Source organism: Sphingomonas yantingensis, from assembly GCF_014199325.1.
Lineage (GTDB): Bacteria > Pseudomonadota > Alphaproteobacteria > Sphingomonadales > Sphingomonadaceae > Sphingomonas > Sphingomonas yantingensis.
The window spans coordinates 152,652-169,370 of record NZ_JACIJJ010000002.1 but is presented as its reverse complement, the minus strand read 5'-3'; the positions used below and the strand labels follow the sequence as shown (position 1 = coordinate 169,370).

Below are 16,719 nucleotides of genomic sequence, written 5' to 3'. Positions count from 1 at the left end.
TGCCACAAACGAAAGTGATCGATGATGCGGCTCGACCAGTTCGATCTCAACCTGCTCGTCGCGTTCAACGTGCTGGTCGAGGAACGCAACGTGACCCGCGCCGCCGCGCGGATGAACGTTACGCAATCGGCGATGAGCGCGGCACTGAAGCGCCTGCGAGAGGCGTTCGCCGACGAGATCCTCGTCCAGCATGGCCGGCGGATGCTGCCCACTTCGAACGCGCTGGCGCTCGCGCCTCAGGTGTCGGCGGCGATCGTCGAGCTGCGCAGCATCCTGTCGACCGGCATGGCGTTCGATCCGGCGGAAGCGCGGCGGGTGTTCCGGCTGGTCGCGTCGGATTACATCGCCACCGTCCTCATCTCGCCGCTACTCGCCCGGCTGGAGGCGGAGGCGCCGCACGTTCGCCTCGACATCACACTCCCGCGCAGTTCGATCGGCGCGATGCTGCAGGACGGGGAGATCGATCTCATCATCTCGCCCGAGACGTTCCTTGAGGCGGAGCATCCGCGCGAGCTGGTGTTCGAGGAGCGGCACGTCGTCGTCGGCTGTGCGTCGAACCCGGTGTTCACAGCGTCAATGACCCCGGACGCCTTCTACGGCTGCGGCCATGTGGCGGTCAGCGTGTCGCGCGACGGCACCTTCATCGACAACTGGCTGCGCCAGCAGGGCGACCGGCGGCGAATCGAGGTGACGTGCGCCTCCTTCATCCAGGCGCCGTGGATGTTGCCGGGGACGCGGCGACTGGCGCTGATGCACGAGCGGCTGGCGCGGGTGATGGCCCCAGGCCTCGGCCTCGCGATCGCGGAGGCGCCGTTCGACCTGCCGGTGATGCGCGAGATGATGCAGCACCACCGTGCGCGGAGCACCGACCGCGGGCTGGCATGGCTGCGCCAACGGATCGTGGAGCAGGTGACCGGATAACACCGCCGTGGTCCCGCGGGAGCGGGAGTACGGCGCGCTAGGCCCGCACCACGCGCTGGTCGATCGCGCCGAACGGCCCCGCGCGCATCGCGACGCGCGTGCCGAAGCGCAGGAACCCCGTCTCCGGCTTGCCCCCCGCGATCATCTCGATCGCGCGGCGCTCCGAGATACAGGTCGAGCCGACCGTCGCATGCTCGGCGTTGGAGACGGTGCCCGAGCCGATGATCGTGCCCGCGGGCAGGTCGCGCGTCGCCGCCGCATGCGCGACCAGCTCGTGAAAGCCGTATGCCATCGCCCGGCCGCTCGGATGCCCGAACCACGTCCCGTCGACCTCGACCGTGAGCGGCAGGCAGACGCGGCCGTCGGCCCATGCCGTGCCCAGCTCGTCTGGCGTCACCGCGAACGGCGCGGCGCTGCACGCGGGCTTGGCCTGCACCCAGCCAAAGCCCGTCTTCATCTCGGCCGGCGCGAGGGTGCGCAGCGACCAGTCGTTGATGAGGACGATCAGGCGGATGTGATCCAGCGCATCCGTGGCGGAGACGCCCATCGGCACGTCCCCCGTCACAACGCCGAACTCGCCCTCGAAATCGATGCCGTCCGCCTCGCTCGGCAGGGCCACGTCATCGGTGGGCGCGATGAAGCGGTGGCTCATCCCCTGGTACATCAGCGGCTTGGTCGTCTCGATCGGCGGCAGGTTGAACGCCGTCTGCATGAGGTCGCCGTGCGTCGGGAAGGCCGAGCCGTCGAGCCATTGCCACGCGCGCGGCAAGGGCGCGGCGAAGTCCTCCGCCGCCACCGCCTCGCCCGTCTCGGCGGCCTCGGTCGCGGCGGCGAGCGCGTCCTGCGCCGCGTCCCAGGTATCGAGTGCGGATTGCAGCGTCGGAAAGCCCGTCACCGGCGCGACCCGCGTGCCGTCGCGGGCGACCGCGACCAGCGTCCCGTCGCGCCCGCCGCGCTTCAGCGTCGCGAGCCTCACGGCGTTTCCCCCTCGAAGATCGCGACCGCGCGCGTCCAGCCGGCCGATCCGCGCTTCACCTTGGCGGGGAAGCAAGAGACCATGAAGCCCGACGGCGGCAGCTGGTCGAGATTGGTGAGCTTCTCCATGTGGCAGTACCCGATCTCGAGCCCTGCCTTGTGCCCCTCCCAGATCAGGGAGGTATCGCCGGTCTCGGCCACGCGCTTCGCGGTCGCCTCGAACGGCGCGTCCCAGCTCCAGGCATCTGTGCCCGTCACCCGCACGCCGCGGCTGGTTAGGTACAGCGTTGCCTCGCGCCCCATGCCCACACCCTTGGCGAGGAAGTCCGGCCCGCCCAGCGCCGCCCCCGCGGCGGTGTTGACGAGGACGATCTCCAGCGGTTTCAGCTCATGCCCGATCCGGGCGAGCTCCGCCTCGACCTCGGCCGCGGTCACGACATGGCCGTCGGGCAGGTGGCGGAAGTCGAGCTTCACGCCGGGCTGGAAGCACCAGTCGAGCGGCACCTCGTCGATCGTCATGGCGGGTTTTCCGCCATCCTGCGTCGGGTGATAATGCCACGGCGCGTCGAGGTGCGTGCCGTTGTGCGTGGTCAGCGTCAGCGTCTCGGACGCGGCGAACCCCTGTCCCCCGACCATCTGCTCGGCGGTCAGGCCGGGAAAGAAGTTCTGCACCTCCGCCACCGTCTCGGCGTGCGTCTGGTACTGGATCGTCGGCCGCATGAACGGCGGATCGGTGACGACGTCGGGATCGAGCGTGATCGACAGGTCGAGGATGCGGCGCGTCATGCCGTATGCCCGCCCAGCGTCTCGGCGAACCAGTCCGCGATGTAGTCGCGGCCGTAGCTCATATTGTCCGCGCCGACATGCTCCACCCCGCCCTCGCGCGCGGTAAAGAGCTTCAATTCGCGCTTCGGCGAATTGACGAGCTGGTCGTAGCAGTCGTGCGCATATTGCACGCTGATCTGGCGATCCTCCGCCCCGTGGGTGACGAGGAAGGAGACCTTCACCCCGTCCATATGGCCGTTGAGGTTCATGCCCTCCGCCTTGGCGAGGAAGTCGTCCATATCGCTCGCGCCGAACGCCCACATGACGTGCGCCCAGTAATGCGGCACGGGGTTCTCGCCCTCGCGCTTCAGCCGCTTCTGCTGCACCTCGGCCCAGTTGTGGTTGGCGCCCCACACCGCGCCGCTCGCGAAGCGGGGCTCGTAGGCGACCGCGCGCGGTGCGAAGTGACCGCCGAGCGAAATGCCGGTCATGCCGATGCGGTCGGGATCGACGTCCGGCTGCGCCTCCAGCCAGTCCACCGCCTTCGACGCCCAATGCTCGCTGTGCGGATCGACGGGCAGGTTCTGGAGGCGAAGCGCCTCGCCCGAGCCCGGCTGGTCGACGCAGAGGGTGGAGACGCCGCGCCGCGCCAGCGCCTCGGGCAGGCGCGACCAGTAGAGCAGTTCCTTGCAGCTATCGAGGCCGTTGCAATAGACCACCACGGGATGTGGCCCCGGCCCCGCCGCGCGGGTGTAGAGCGCGGGCATCGTGCCGGTGTCGAGCGGCACTTCGACCCGCTCGCGGTTGATCTTGCCGAGCGCGGTCGACTTGTCGAACGTCTCGCGCGCCTTGCGATAGGTTTCCATCCGGCCCGGATGGCCGTGCCCCTGCATCCGCTCGGCCGTGAAGAGATAGAGCGATGCGCGTTCCAGCTTGTCCGACGCCGACAGCGCGCGGCCCCTGGCTTCGTCCTCGGCGGCGAGTTCGATCAGCTTGTCGCCCATCGCCGCCCACTGCTTCATGAAAGCAGGCGTCCCGGCATCGCCGCCGCCGGCCGCGGCGTCCTTGATCGGCTGGCACATGTCGACGATCTCGCCGATCCGCCCGCCGCTCTCCATCGCGATCGCGACGCTCAGGTTCCAGATATAGTTCGGGAACATCTCGAACAGCGCCATGGATCAGGCCTCCGCCGCCACGAACAGGCCCTTGTCGGCCTCCGGGTGCGGCATCGTCTGCGGACCGCCGACGCCGATGCCCCACTGGTCCATCACCTGCGGGCCGGGGACATGCACCTTGTGCTCGTGCGTTTCGAAATCCACGTCCTCCAGCTCCGAGGTATATTCGACCGCGAAGCCGTTCGGCGTCGTGAAATAGCTGAAGGTGTTGTTGCCCGCGGTATGGCGGCCGGGTCCCCAGCGCAGGTCGGTGCCCTTCTTCTTCAGCCGGTTGATGCCGCGCATCATGTCGTCGACCGTCAGCATGTCGTAGGCGACGTGGTTGAGGCACGGCGGGCCGGGCAGGAAGGCGAAGCGGTGATGCGCCGAATTGCAGCGCAGGAACGCCATGAAATCGCCCAGCCAGTCCGACAGGCGGAAGCCGAGCACGTCCTCGAAGAACTGCACCGCCGCCTTGTGGTCGGGCGAATGGAGGACGATGTGGCTGATCTTCTGCGGCACGCCGTCCCAGCGCTGCATCTCGCGCGCGGTGCCGCGCTCGACGCCCGCCGACACCTCGAACGGCAGGCCGTCGGGCGAGAAGAAGCGGAAGCCATAGCCGCCGCCCAGCGTCGTCAGCGCGCGCGGGGCGAAGATCACCTTGCAACCGGCGGCCGCGACCTTGTCGTGCAGCGCGTCGACATCGGCATCGCTGTCGGCAGCGAGCGCGATCACGTCGATGCGCTTCTCTTCCGCTGCGCGCAGGCGGACGACGTAAAGTTCGTCATTCCCCTCGGCGGCGAAGTGCCACATGCCGTCCTGCTCACCGACTTCCTTGAGGCCCCAGACGTCGCGGTAGAAAGTGCGCTCGGCATCGAGGTCGGTGACGCCATAGCCGACATAACGGATTTCGGTGACGCGGCTCATGTTCGCTCTCCTGTTGACTGGTTGCGCGCTGGATAACGGGCAGCAGAGCGATTGAGAAAATCTTTGTTTCGATGCATTCCCATTCAGATCGTGAATGGGAGGGCATATTGCGCTTCAAGGGCCTCGACCTCAACCTGCTCGTCGCCTTCGACGCGCTGCTCGCCGAGCGGAGCGTGTCGCGTGCCGCCGCCCGCGTGAACCTCAGCCAACCGGCGATGAGCAACGCGCTCAATCGGCTGCGGAGCTTCTTCGCCGACGACCTGCTCGTCGCCAGCGGCAAGCGCATGTATCCGACGCCCCTGGCCGAGGCGCTAGGGCCGCAGGTGCGCGCCGCGCTCGGCACGATGGAGGGGCTGATCGCCGCTTCCCGCCACTTCGACCCGGCGACGTCAGCGCGCAGCTTCCGGATCATGGCGTCGGACTATATCGCCACCGCGGTCCTGTTCCCGCTGATCGCGCGGTTGGCGGTGGAGGCGCCCAACGTCCGCATCGACCTGCTCCTGCCCAGCGAGCGACGGTTCGAACTCATCGAGAGCGGCGGCATCGACCTGCTCATCACGCTCGAGCCGTACCTCACGCCCGAGATGCCGTCGGATGCGCTGCTGGAGGACGAATATGTCGTGGTCGGGCGCGCGGGGCATCCGGCGCTGGCGGGGCCACTCTCGACCGAGGCGATGCTGGCTTGGCCGCACGTGCTCGTTGCAATCGGCGAGGGTCGGCTGCCGAGCTTCGGCGACGCCTATCTGGAGCGGCTGGGGATCAGCCGCCGGGTGGCGGCGGTGGCGCCGTCGTTCACGCCGCTGCCGTGGCTTTTGATCGAAACCGACTGGCTGACGTTGATCCAAAAGCGGCTCGCGACGCTGCTCGCCGAACGGTTCGAGCTCGCCATCGCTGCGCCGCCGATCGCAATCCCGCCGCTCACCGAAATGGCGCAGTACCACCTGACCCGCCGCGGCGATCCGGGGCTGCGCTGGCTGATCGAGCGGATCAGGGCGGCGGGATAGGCGTCGGCAGCGGCCGGCCGGCAAGGAACGCGTCGATATTGTCGAGCACCAGCGCCGCCATCGCCGCGCGTGTCTCCACCGTCGCACTGGCGATATGCGGTGTCAGCATCGTGCGGTCGCTGTCGACCAGCACGGGCGGCACGTTCGGCTCGTCGGCGAACACGTCGAGCGCAGCGCCGGCGATGCGCCGTTCGGCGATCGCGGCCACCAGCGCGTCCTCGTCCACCACCGACCCGCGCGCGACGTTGACGAGCACGCCGCCCGGCCCGAGCGCTTCGAGCACGCGCGCGTCGATCAGGTGCCGCGTCTCCGCCGAAGCGGCGGCGGCGACGATTAGCACGTCGCTCGCCGCCGCGAGCGAGGCGGCATCGAGGTGGAATGGCAGGTCCACCGGCTTCCGCGTCCGACCGGAGTAGGCCACCGGCCCGAACGCCTCGAGCCGGTCGGCGATCGCCGATCCGATCCGCCCGAGCCCGACGATCCCGAACCGCCGCCCGGTCACTTTCCGCGCCAGCGGCAGGTCGCCGTTCGTCCAAGCGCCGCTGCGCACATGCGCGTCGGCACGCGGGAAGTCTCGGAGCAGGCCGATGACGAGCCCGATGGCGAGGTCGGCCACATCGTCGGTCAGCACGCCCGGCGTGTTGGTGACAGTCACACCGCGCGCAGCGGCATGGGCGATATCGACCTTGTCGAACCCGACGCCGTTGATCGCGATCAGGCCGAGATTCGGCAGCGCCTCGACCAGCTCGCGCGGCGCGCCGGTTTGGCCACCGGTCACGATGATGCGCACGTCATCGGCGTTAGCGGCGAGCCAGTCCGCATCGGGCTCGACCCGTACCCGCTCGCCCCGCGCGTCGAGCGCAGCCTCGAGATCGGCGGACATGGGCGAGAGTTGGAGGATCATGGGATGGGTCATCACCTCAAAAAACCCCCTCACCCCGGACTTGATCCAGGGGCCGGGGTGACGTGTACGGCGAGCTGCGGGCCGGAACCGCGGCCGCCGACACTGGTTGAGCGGAAAACTGCTTTGAAAGGAACGACATGGCCGCGCTCGACCGCAATTCCAACCTGCCGCTGATCGCCGCCGCTATCGGCGTGCTCGCCGGCGCGGCGGGCATCGCCGCCTGGACGCTGGCGGCGCGGCGCTCGCCCGACGAGGGCCACTCGGCCCCTGATCTCGACCGGGACACGCCGCGACCCACCGCCGAAGATCGCGCGCCCGAGCATTTCCGGCCCGATCCGACCGCGCCGGTCGCTGCCGAAGATCGAGAGGCGCTACGTCCTGCCACCGGCCCCTCGCCCAGCCTCGTCGCCGATCGCGGCGCGGTGCGCAGCGAACCCTGAAGCCTCACCCCGCCAGCGCGATGACGTCGCCCGTCACCGCGCACCGGTTGGCGTCGACACGGTCGGGGCATGGGCCGTCGTGCAGCACCACCAGCCGCCGCCCGGCCCCGCCCGGCAGCCAGTCGATCGCCTCGGGCCGATCGACACCCATCCGCACGGGCAGGTCGAACAGGTGGCGCGGGCGGTGGACCACTGCCTCCTCAGCATCAGCGGGCAGGTCGTGGCGCCACCCCTCCCACCGGAACACCGCGCAGCGTCCGTCGATCGCCTGGGTCGGCCCGGCAAGGATGACGAGGTCGTCGCCATCGACCTTCAGATCGCGGATGCCCATGCCGTGCAAGTCGACCAGCCGGATCGACAACCCGGGTGTCACGTGCAGCCGCCCGCGCTTCTTAGGCACGATATTGGGCTCGGCGATCAGCGCGAAGTCGGCGATCACCGGCCCGCGCATGCCGAGTGCGACGCGCCCGCCCGCCACCGCGATCCCTTCGATATCCAGCCCGCCCTCCTTCGCCGCGATCTGTGTGAAGGGGCCGGTCAGCGGGTGCTCGGCGAACAGGCGGGCGAGCCTGCTGCCATGCGCCTTGGTCAGCTTGACATGCCCCGCCCGCCGCTTCCCGTCGCGCGCGACCGGCTCGACGCGGCCATCCGCGCCCACCGCCAGCGGCAGCCGCGCGAGCACGCAGCGCGCGCGCGTGTCCTTGAGGTTCGCCATCTTCGCCACGTCGATGCGCGGGGCACCGTCCTCGCCCTCGCGCCGCTTGGGCTTGGGCCGGGTGCGCGCGTGGCTGCCCGTCACCCACAGCCAGTCGTCCTCGGCATAGGCAAGCCCCTCGACGTCGATCTCGCCCTCGTCCTCAAGGCCCAGCAGCGCGACGAGGTCGAACGCGCGGTGCTCGCCCCAGACGCCCGGCGCGGTCGGCACCAGCCGCTCCAGCCGCGCGCCCTCGTCCCCCGCCACGAACAGCGTCGTGCCGACGAACGCCGCACCTGACAGGTCGTGCATCGGATGGTCGTCGTCGGCCGCGCCCCGGAACTCGAGGCGGATATGCCCCACCGCGGCGCGCGGGGCGGGCAGGCGATCGGCGGTGAAACTCTGGCGGGGAAGCATGGGGCGACCTCTCGTTACGGCGGCGAAGCGTCGCACGACCGCGCGCAAGCTGCTAGGGGGTTAGGCATGAGCAAAGGCACGATACGCGTCGGCATCGGCGGCTGGACCTACGAACCGTGGCGCGGCGGCACCTTCTATCCGGAGGGGCTGGCGCAGAAGCGCGAGCTCGAACACGCCGCGAGCGCGATGACCGCGATCGAGATCAACGGCACCTATTATTCGAGCTTCAAGCCGGCGAGCTTCGAGACCTGGGCAAAGGCGGTGCCCGACGGCTTCGTATTCACCGCCAAGGCATCGCGCTACGTCACCAACCGCAAGGTTCTGGCCGAGGCGGGCGAATCGATCGAGCGGTTCCTGGGTCAAGGGATCACCGCGCTTGGCGACAAGCTCGGCCCGATCCTGTGGCAGTTCATGGCGACCAAGAAGTTCGATGCCGACGATTTCGGCGCGTTCCTGAAACTACTGCCGGCCGCGCAGGATGGGGTGAAGCTGCGCCACGCGGTGCATGTTCGCCACGAGAGCTTCCGCGACCCCGCCTTCGTCGCGATGGCGCGGGCGGCGGGGGTGGCGATCGTCAATGCCTGGTCCGACGACTATCCGGGGCTCGGCGACGTGAGCGGCGACTTCGTCTATGCGCGGTTCGAGAATGCGATCGCGGACGAGCCGCAGGGTTTTCCCGCGGCGACGATCGACCGCTTCGCCGACTGGGTGCGCGCCTGGGCCGCGGGCAAGCCGGCGGGCGACCTGCCGACCGCCGGCGATCCGGCGCCAGCGAAACCGCGCGACGTATTCGCCTTCATGATCAACGGTGCGAAGGAGCGCGCCCCCGCGGCGGCCCAGGCGCTGATCGAGCGCGTCGGCCGCCCCTGACCCCGTCATCCCGGACTTGATCCGGGATCCCGCTTCTTTCTTCTTCGACGCGCGCAAGAAGAAGCGGGACCCCGGATCTAGTCCGGGGTGACGAAGAAGGAAGGACGCTCGCACACCCCGCCCCTTTCGCAATCGCGGCAAATAGGCTAAGCGCGCGCCCGATGCCTGCGTAACGGGCGCGGCCAACCCAAACCCAACGGAACACGTATGAACCTCCGCAACGTGGCGATCATCGCCCACGTCGACCATGGCAAGACCACGCTCGTCGACCAGCTCTTCCGCCAGTCGGGCACCTTCCGCGACAACCAGCGCGTCGAAGAGCGCGCGATGGATTCGAACGACCTCGAAAAGGAGCGCGGGATCACCATCCTCGCCAAGCCCACCTCGATCGAGTGGGAAGGCACGCGCATCAACATCGTCGACACCCCCGGCCACGCCGATTTCGGCGGCGAGGTGGAGCGCATCCTGTCGATGGTCGACGGCGTCGTCCTGCTGGTCGATTCGTCCGAAGGCGCGATGCCGCAAACGAAGTTCGTGACCGGCAAGGCGCTGGCGCTCGGCCTGAAGCCCATCGTCGTCGTCAACAAGGTGGACCGCCCCGACCAGCGCATCCAGGAAGTGCTGGACGAGGTGTTCGACCTATTCGTGTCGCTCGACGCCAATGACGAGCAGCTCGACTTCCCGGTCCTCTACGCCTCGGGCCGCAACGGCTATGCGAGCGAGGATCCGGACCGCCGCGAGGGCACGCTGACGCCGCTCTTCCAAAAGATCGTTGACCACGTCCCGCCGCCGGCGCTCGATGCGGAGGCGCCGTTCACCTTCCTCGTTACGCTGCTCGACCGCGACAACTTCCTCGGCCGCGTGCTGACGGGCCGCGTCACCAGCGGCAAGGTCAAGGTGAACCAGGCGATCCACGCGCTCGACATGGACGGCAACGTCATCGAGACGGGCCGCGCGTCGAAGATCATGACCTTCCGGGGCCTTGAGCGCGTGCCGACCGAAGAGGCGCAGGCGGGCGACATCATCAGCTTGGCCGGCCTCACCGTCGCCACCGTGTCGAACACCATTGCCGACGTATCGGTCAGCGAGCCGATCCAGGCGCAGCCGATCGACCCGCCGACGCTGTCGATGCGCTTTGCCGTCAACGATTCTCCGATGGCGGGGCGTGAGGGCACCAAGGTGACCAGCCGCATGATCCGCGACCGCCTGATGCGCGAGGCCGAATCGAACGTCGCGATCAAGGTGACCGAGAGCGCCGACAAGGACAGCTTCGAGGTCGCCGGCCGCGGCGAGCTTCAGCTCGGCGTGCTGATCGAGACGATGCGCCGCGAGGGCTTCGAGCTCGGCATCAGCCGTCCGCGCGTGCTGTTCGGCACCGACGAGAATGGCGGCCGGACCGAGCCGTACGAGACCGTCATCATCGACGTGGACGAGGAGTATTCGGGCTCGGTCGTCGAGAAGATGAACATCCGCAAGGCCGAGATGACCGACATGCGTCCCTCGGGCGGCGGCAAGACGCGCATCACCTTCTCCGCGCCCAGCCGCGGCATGATCGGCTATCACGGCGAGTTCCTGTCGGACACGCGCGGCACCGGCATCATGAACCGCCTGTTCGAGAAGTACGGTCCCTACAAGGGCCAGATCGAGGGTCGTAAGAACGGCGTCCTCATCTCGAACGGTTCGGGTGAGGCCAATGCCTATGCGCTCGGGCCTCTGGAGGAGCGCGGCGTGCTGATGGTCGGCGTCGGCGAGGCCTTGTACGAGGGCATGATCATCGGCGAGAACGCCAAGCCCGAGGACCTCGAAGTCAACCCGATGAAGTCCAAGCAGCTCACCAACTTCCGCGCGTCGGGCAAAGACGATACCGTCCGCCTGACCCCGCCGTGGAAGATGACGCTGGAACAGGCGATCGCCTATATCGACGACGACGAGATGGTCGAGGTGACGCCCAAGACCATCCGCCTGCGCAAGCGCTTCCTCGACCCGCACGAGCGCAAGCGCGCGAGCCGCGCCAAGGCGGCCTGATCGGAGGGCCGTCGCTTCGGACTTCGGGTCGGGAGCGACGGCCAACCTCACTCTTCACGTCACCCCGGACTGGTTCCGGGGTCCCCGGCCCCGCCAAAGCGACGATTACGGCGCTTGGGGCACGGTGGACGCCGGAACAATTCCGGCATGACGGCTCGGCTGCATCGTTTCCGCCACTGTCATCCCGGTCTTGTGCCGGGATCCCGCTTCTTCTTCCCGCCGCGCAGGTAGCAGAAGAAGCGGGACCCCGGATCAGGTCCGGGGTGACGTGAGGAAGGGGCGCGCACCCCGTTGCCGCTCCTCGCAACCGCTGCTAATCGGCGCGCCATGATCGCGCCGCCCGAACTCATCCGTACCGCCAATACCCGCGTCGCCTGTGACGGTGCGGGCGATATCGAGCCTGCGCTCGGCCATCCGCGCGTGTGGCTCCAGATCGACGATACCGGCTATGTCGATTGCGGTTACTGCGACCGCCGCTTCGTCCTGATCGGCGGGCCGGCGGATGGGGCGGACCACGCGCAGCTTCGCGACCACGGCGACGGCGCGGGGCGGTAAGGCGCGCGCCGTGCTCCGCGAAAGCGGGAGCCTAGGGCCACGAGCGTAGCGCCTGCGGCCCCGGACTCCCGCTTTCGCGGGAGTACGGGCTGATATCACTCTTCATCCCCACCCCAGTCGTACTCCGGCGAAGGCTGGGGTCCAGTTGGGAAGGTCGCCGTTGTCCCGCGTGACCATTGCCGTTCCACAACTGGACCCCGGCCTTCGCCGGGGTACTGCGGGCTCGGGAGTACGAGCGCGCGTCGGGGTGCACCCCTCCCCCTTCGACATCGCAGCCGCCGCGCCTATATCGGGCGCATGACCACCCTCAACGATCCGCGCGCGTTCCTCTATGGCGATGCGCTCGACCCCGACGCCGCCCTCCGGCTCACTCGCGACGCGCTGACCCGCGCCGAGGATGGCGAGCTCTACCTCCAATATTCGCATAGCGAGGCGTTCGGGTTCGACGACGGGCGGCTGAAGACAGCCTCGTACAACAATCATTCGGGCTTCGGCCTGCGCGCGGTGTCGGGCGAGCAGACCGCGTTCGCGCAGGGCAATGCGCTGTCCCCCGACGCGATCGCGCGCGCCGCATCGACCATGGCGCTGATCGACCCGGCCCGGCAGGCCAAGGCACCGCCGCCGCGCGGCAACAACCGGCACCTCTATACCGCGGCCGATCCGCTCGACCTCGTCCCCTTCGCCGACAAGGTGGCGCTGTGCCAGACGATCGACGCCGCCGCGCGTGCCCGCGACCCGCGCGTCTGCCAGGTCAGCGTCGGCCTGCTCGGCTCGTGGAACGTGGTCGAGATCGTCCGCCCCGACGACTTCGTCGCGACCGACGTGCGCCCGCTCGTCCGCCTCAACGTCTCGATCGTGGTCGAGGCGAACGGTCGGCGCGAGACGGGCAGCTTCGGCATCGGCGGGCGCGAGCTTTACGACCGGATCATGGCCCCGGAAACGTGGAACCGCGCGGTGGACGAGGCGCTTCGACAGGCGCTCGTCAACCTGGAGGCGGTCGCCGCGCCGGCGGGGGAGATGCCCGTCCTGCTCGGTTCGGGCTGGTGCGGCGTCATGCTGCACGAGGCGGTGGGCCATGGGCTGGAGGGCGATTTTAACCGCAAGGGCAGCTCGGTCTATGCGGGCCGAATCGGCGAGCAGGTGGCCGCAAAGGGCGTGACCGTCGTCGACGACGGTTCGATCGCCGGCCGCCGCGGCTCGCTGTCGATCGACGACGAGGGAACGCCGACGCAGGAAAACGTCCTGATCGAGGACGGCGTGCTCAAGGGCTATATCCATGATCGCCTGAACGCCCGCCTGACCGGCGTCGCGCCCACGGGCAACGGCCGGCGCGAGAGCTTTCAGCACGCGCCGATGCCGCGCATGACCAACACCTTCATGCGCGCCGGCAACGACGATCCGGCCGAGCTCCTCTCGCGCATCAAGCGCGGCATCTATGCGACCAGCTTCGGCGGCGGACAGGTCGATATCGTGTCGGGCAAGTTCGTCTTCTCCTGCACCGAGGCGTACATGGTCGAGAACGGCAAGCTGGGCGCGCCGATCAAGGGCGCGATGCTGATCGGCGACGGCCCCACTGCGCTGACGAAGGTCGAGGGGATCGGCAACGACTTCGCGCTCGACGAGGGCGTCGGCATGTGCGGCAAGGGCGGACAGGCCGTGCCCGCGGGCGTCGGCCAGCCGAGCGTGCTGATCGGCGCTCTGACGGTGGGTGGGACGGCGTTGAACTAATTCACTGCCCGTCACCCCGGACTTGTTCCGGGGTCCACCGGGCCGCAGGCGAAGCGGGCGCATTGGCCGCTTCGCTTGATCTTCGAGCGGTTCGGGCGCGGCAAGGTGGGCCCCGGAACAAGTCCGGGGTGACGATGTGCTCTACCGCCCCCGCTCGGCCATCAGTGCGCGCATCGCGATCGTGCCGCGCACGCGCGCCAGCGAATCGTCGATGTCGCCATTGTCATCGCTTTGCCCGAGCGCCGAATATCCCCGCTCCGCCCCGGCGTAGTCGTCCGTCGCCTCGGCACACAGCGCGCGATTGTAGAGCGTGGAGGGATGGTCCGGCAGCGCCGCGAACTCCGCGCAGGCGGCGGGGAGGTCGCGCTGGGTCAGGCGGATCGCCGCCTTGAACCGCTCGGCCGTTTCCTTGTCCATGCCCTTGCGCCCCTCGCGGAAGCGGACATTGCCGGTCCAGTCGTCGGGCGCGAACTTCTCGGTCGCCTCGTCGGCGATACTGCGCAGCATCTCGTCGACCTGGCTTTCCACGCCGATCGGCCGCGATTCGCCTGGGCACCAGCTCGCCTCGTTGCTTCGGGTGAGGCGCGCGCCCCAGCCGATGCGGCCGCTCTCCCCATCGACGACGCGCAGGTCGCTCGCCACGTCGATCCGGCGGCGGGTGCAGTCGAGCTCGACGTCACCCTTCTTGGTGCATTTGTCCTCGGGGCCCTCGATGCACCGCCGGCGCTTCAGCGTCACGGGCCCTTCGTCCACGTCGGTGATCGCGGTGCCGTCCAGGATCATGTCGGCGCGTGCTTCCCCCGCCCGGCCGCCGAGCAGATCGAACCACGGACGCCCGCCGACCGTGCGCCCCGCCAGCGACCGCTCGAGCGCCGGGCCGAGCCGGCTGCCGTCATTGCCGCCGATGCGGCCGACGGCGATGCTGCGCGCCGCCGCCACGCCCATTGCCTCGGGCGCACGCAGCGCGGCGATCCGCACCGCCTCTGCACTTGCCGCCCCGCTCATGCCGATCAGCGCCGCCGCCAGCGCGATTCGCCCCCGTTTCATCGATGACACCCCCATGCCCCTGTGCTTGTCCGAAAGGATAATCGCCGCCGCGCGGGAGGCAAGCAGCGCCCCCGCCGACTTGCACCCGCGCGGCAAGGATGCTAGCCGCGCGCCCATCCCGACCGGACCGCACCCGCTGCGGTCCTGTTCGCGCACCCGGCGCGAGTGGGATACCCAAGGTTCGCGAAAAGGAACGCGCGTGGAGACTTCCGGCGGTATTCAGGCCAGCCTCAGTGGACGCTATGCGACCGCGCTGTTCGACCTGGCGCGCGAGCAGACCGCGCTTGGCCCGGTCGAGGCGAGCCTCGCGGCCGTGCGCCAGGCGCTGGCCGATTCGGCCGACTTCCGCGCGCTGACGACCAGCCCGCTGATCGGGCGCGCCGATGCCGGCCGCGCGATCGCCGCGGTCGCGCAGGCGCTGGACCTCGACAAGATCACCACGAACTTCCTCGGCGTTCTCGCCGCCAACGGTCGCCTACGCGACCTGCCCGCCATCGTCAGGACGTTCGCCGCGCTCGCGGCCCGTCACCGCGGCGAGACGACGGCCGAAGTCGTCTCCGCCCACCCGCTCGCCGCCGATCAGGTGGACGCGATCAAGCAGCAGCTTCGCGCCCGCGTCGGCCGCGACGTGAACGTAGAGCTGTCGGTCGACCCCAGCCTGCTCGGCGGGCTGGTCGTCCGCATCGGCAGCCAGATGATCGACAGCTCGATCAAGACCCGCCTCAACTCCCTCGCACATGCCATGAAGGGCTGAAAATGGACATCCGCGCCGCAGAAATCTCGAAGGTCATCAAGGACCAGATCGCCAATTTCGGCACCGAAGCGCAGGTGTCCGAGACGGGCCAGGTGCTGTCGGTCGGCGACGGCATCGCGCGCGTCCACGGCCTCGACAACGTCCAGGCGGGCGAGATGGTCGAGTTCGCCAACGGTGCGCAGGGCATGGCCCTCAACCTCGAGGCCGATAATGTCGGCGTCGTGATCTTCGGCTCGGACGCCGAGATCCGCGAGGGCGATACGGTCAAGCGCACCGGCACGATCGTCGATGTCCCCGTCGGCCGCGGCCTGCTCGGCCGCGTCGTCGACGCGCTCGGCAACCCGATCGACGGCAAGGGCCCGATCGTCGCCGAGAAGCGCAGCCGTGTCGAGGTGAAGGCGCCGGGCATCATCCCGCGCAAGTCGGTGCACGAGCCGATGCAGACCGGCCTCAAGGCGCTCGACGCGCTCGTCCCCGTCGGCCGCGGCCAGCGCGAGCTCATCATCGGCGACCGCCAGACCGGCAAGACCGCCGTCGCGATCGACACCTTCATCAACCAGAAGGAGGTCAATCAGGGCGGCGACGAGTCGAAGAAGCTCTATTGCATCTACGTCGCGGTCGGCCAGAAGCGCTCGACCGTCGCGCAGATCGTCCGTCAGCTCGAAGAGAATGGCGCGATGGAATATTCGATCGTGGTCGCCGCGACCGCGTCGGAGCCCGCGCCGCTCCAGTTCCTCGCGCCCTATACCGGCACCGCGATGGGCGAGTATTTCCGCGACAACGGCATGCACGCCGTGATCGTCCATGACGACCTGTCGAAGCAGGCCGTCGCCTATCGCCAGATGTCGCTGCTCCTTCGCCGTCCGCCGGGCCGCGAGGCGTATCCGGGCGACGTGTTCTATCTGCACAGCCGCCTCCTTGAGCGCGCGGCGAAGATGTCGGACGAGATGGGTGCCGGCTCGCTGACCGCGCTGCCGATCATCGAGACGCAGGCCGGCGACGTCTCGGCCTACATTCCGACCAACGTGATCTCGATCACCGACGGCCAGATCTTCCTCGAAACCGACCTGTTCTTCGCGGGCGTCCGCCCGGCGATCAACGTCGGCCTGTCGGTCAGCCGCGTGGGCTCGGCCGCACAGACCAAGGCGATGAAGAAGGTCGCCGGCAGCATCAAGCTCGAGCTCGCCCAGTATCGCGAGATGGCGGCGTTCGCGCAGTTCGGTTCGGACCTCGACGCCTCGACGCAGAAGCTGCTCAACCGCGGCGCGCGCCTGACCGAGCTTCTGAAGCAGGCGCAGTTTTCGCCGATGCCGTTCGAGGAGCAGGTCGTGTCGATCTTCGCGGGGACGCAGGGCTATCTCGACGCCGTCGCGACCACCGACGTGGTGCGCTACGAAGCGGCGATGCTGGCCGAGATGCGCTCGAAGCATGCCGATGTGCTCGCCGCGATCCGTGATACCAAGGATCTGTCGGACGACACCAAGGGCAAGCTCAAGAGCGCGCTCGACGGCTTCGCCAAGACGTTCGCGTAACTGCCGT

16 protein-coding genes are annotated in these 16,719 nt (G+C 69.0%); 9 read left to right on the top strand and 7 right to left on the bottom strand.

What is annotated here, in order from left to right:
* Positions 1-21: 21 nt before the first annotated feature.
* Positions 22-921, top strand: a complete 900-nt coding sequence (locus tag FHR19_RS07050; RefSeq protein WP_246359385.1) for a LysR family transcriptional regulator — start codon at positions 22-24, stop codon at positions 919-921.
* 37 nt (positions 922-958) lie between these two features.
* Here the strand turns inward: FHR19_RS07050 and FHR19_RS07045 are convergent, their stop codons facing one another.
* Genes FHR19_RS07045 through FHR19_RS07030 form a run of 4 tightly spaced genes read right to left on the bottom strand, consistent with a single transcriptional unit; the run spans position 959 to position 4,742 of the window.
* Positions 959-1,897: a fumarylacetoacetate hydrolase family protein gene (locus FHR19_RS07045; protein ID WP_184026361.1), complete on the bottom strand. Its 939-nt coding sequence runs from the start codon at positions 1,895-1,897 to the stop codon at positions 959-961.
* A complete protein-coding gene (locus FHR19_RS07040) occupies positions 1,894-2,682 on the bottom strand; it encodes a cyclase family protein (protein WP_184026358.1) in 789 nt (262 codons plus the stop codon). The genes FHR19_RS07045 and FHR19_RS07040 overlap by 4 nt, the downstream gene beginning before the upstream one ends.
* A complete protein-coding gene (locus FHR19_RS07035) occupies positions 2,679-3,836 on the bottom strand; it encodes an alpha/beta hydrolase family protein (protein WP_184026355.1) in 1,158 nt (385 codons plus the stop codon). The genes FHR19_RS07040 and FHR19_RS07035 overlap by 4 nt, the downstream gene beginning before the upstream one ends.
* Before the next feature lie 3 nt (positions 3,837-3,839).
* Positions 3,840-4,742, bottom strand: a complete 903-nt coding sequence (locus FHR19_RS07030; protein WP_184026352.1) for a VOC family protein — start codon at positions 4,740-4,742, stop codon at positions 3,840-3,842.
* 71 nt (positions 4,743-4,813) lie between these two features.
* Here FHR19_RS07030 and FHR19_RS07025 point away from each other — a divergent pair, with 71 nt between their 5' ends.
* Entirely contained in the window at positions 4,814-5,746 is a 933-nt protein-coding gene (locus FHR19_RS07025; protein WP_246359384.1) for a LysR family transcriptional regulator, read from the top strand.
* Here FHR19_RS07025 and FHR19_RS07020 read toward each other — a convergent pair.
* Entirely contained in the window at positions 5,730-6,629 is a 900-nt protein-coding gene (locus tag FHR19_RS07020) for a 2-hydroxyacid dehydrogenase (protein ID WP_246359383.1), read from the bottom strand. The two genes, FHR19_RS07025 and FHR19_RS07020, sit on opposite strands and share 17 nt — an antisense overlap.
* 158 nt (positions 6,630-6,787) lie before the next feature.
* Here FHR19_RS07020 and FHR19_RS07015 point away from each other — a divergent pair, with 158 nt between their 5' ends.
* Positions 6,788-7,090: a hypothetical protein gene (locus tag FHR19_RS07015; protein WP_184026346.1), complete on the top strand. Its 303-nt coding sequence runs from the start codon at positions 6,788-6,790 to the stop codon at positions 7,088-7,090.
* A 4-nt stretch (positions 7,091-7,094) separates the two neighbouring features.
* Here the strand turns inward: FHR19_RS07015 and FHR19_RS07010 are convergent, their stop codons facing one another.
* Positions 7,095-8,201, bottom strand: coding sequence for a DUF3616 domain-containing protein (locus tag FHR19_RS07010; protein ID WP_184026343.1), 1,107 nt, complete (start codon positions 8,199-8,201; stop codon positions 7,095-7,097).
* 66 nt (positions 8,202-8,267) lie between these two features.
* Here FHR19_RS07010 and FHR19_RS07005 point away from each other — a divergent pair, with 66 nt between their 5' ends.
* The 4 genes from FHR19_RS07005 to tldD all read left to right on the top strand — a co-directional run bounded on the left by FHR19_RS07005 (position 8,268) and on the right by tldD (position 13,379).
* Entirely contained in the window at positions 8,268-9,071 is an 804-nt protein-coding gene (locus FHR19_RS07005; RefSeq protein WP_184026340.1) for a DUF72 domain-containing protein, read from the top strand.
* A 207-nt stretch (positions 9,072-9,278) separates the two neighbouring features.
* Entirely contained in the window at positions 9,279-11,096 is a 1,818-nt protein-coding gene (typA, locus tag FHR19_RS07000) for a translational GTPase TypA (RefSeq protein WP_184026338.1), read from the top strand.
* Between the two features lie 327 nt (positions 11,097-11,423).
* Positions 11,424-11,651: a zinc-finger domain-containing protein gene (locus FHR19_RS06995; protein WP_184026335.1), complete on the top strand. Its 228-nt coding sequence runs from the start codon at positions 11,424-11,426 to the stop codon at positions 11,649-11,651.
* 297 nt (positions 11,652-11,948) lie between these two features.
* Positions 11,949-13,379: a metalloprotease TldD gene (gene tldD / locus FHR19_RS06990; protein WP_184026333.1), complete on the top strand. Its 1,431-nt coding sequence runs from the start codon at positions 11,949-11,951 to the stop codon at positions 13,377-13,379.
* A gap of 141 nt (positions 13,380-13,520) precedes the next feature.
* Here tldD and FHR19_RS06985 read toward each other — a convergent pair whose 3' ends face one another.
* Positions 13,521-14,426: a hypothetical protein gene (locus FHR19_RS06985; protein ID WP_184026330.1), complete on the bottom strand. Its 906-nt coding sequence runs from the start codon at positions 14,424-14,426 to the stop codon at positions 13,521-13,523.
* 199 nt (positions 14,427-14,625) lie between these two features.
* Between FHR19_RS06985 and FHR19_RS06980 the strand changes: the two genes are divergently transcribed.
* Together FHR19_RS06980 and atpA are read left to right on the top strand one after the other, a co-directional pair.
* A complete protein-coding gene (locus FHR19_RS06980; RefSeq protein ID WP_184026328.1) occupies positions 14,626-15,180 on the top strand; it encodes a F0F1 ATP synthase subunit delta in 555 nt (184 codons plus the stop codon).
* Positions 15,181-15,182: 2 nt separating this feature from the next.
* Complete coding sequence (gene atpA, locus FHR19_RS06975) at positions 15,183-16,712, top strand: F0F1 ATP synthase subunit alpha (RefSeq protein ID WP_184026325.1); 1,530 nt, start codon at positions 15,183-15,185, stop codon at positions 16,710-16,712.
* Positions 16,713-16,719 lie beyond the last annotated feature (7 nt).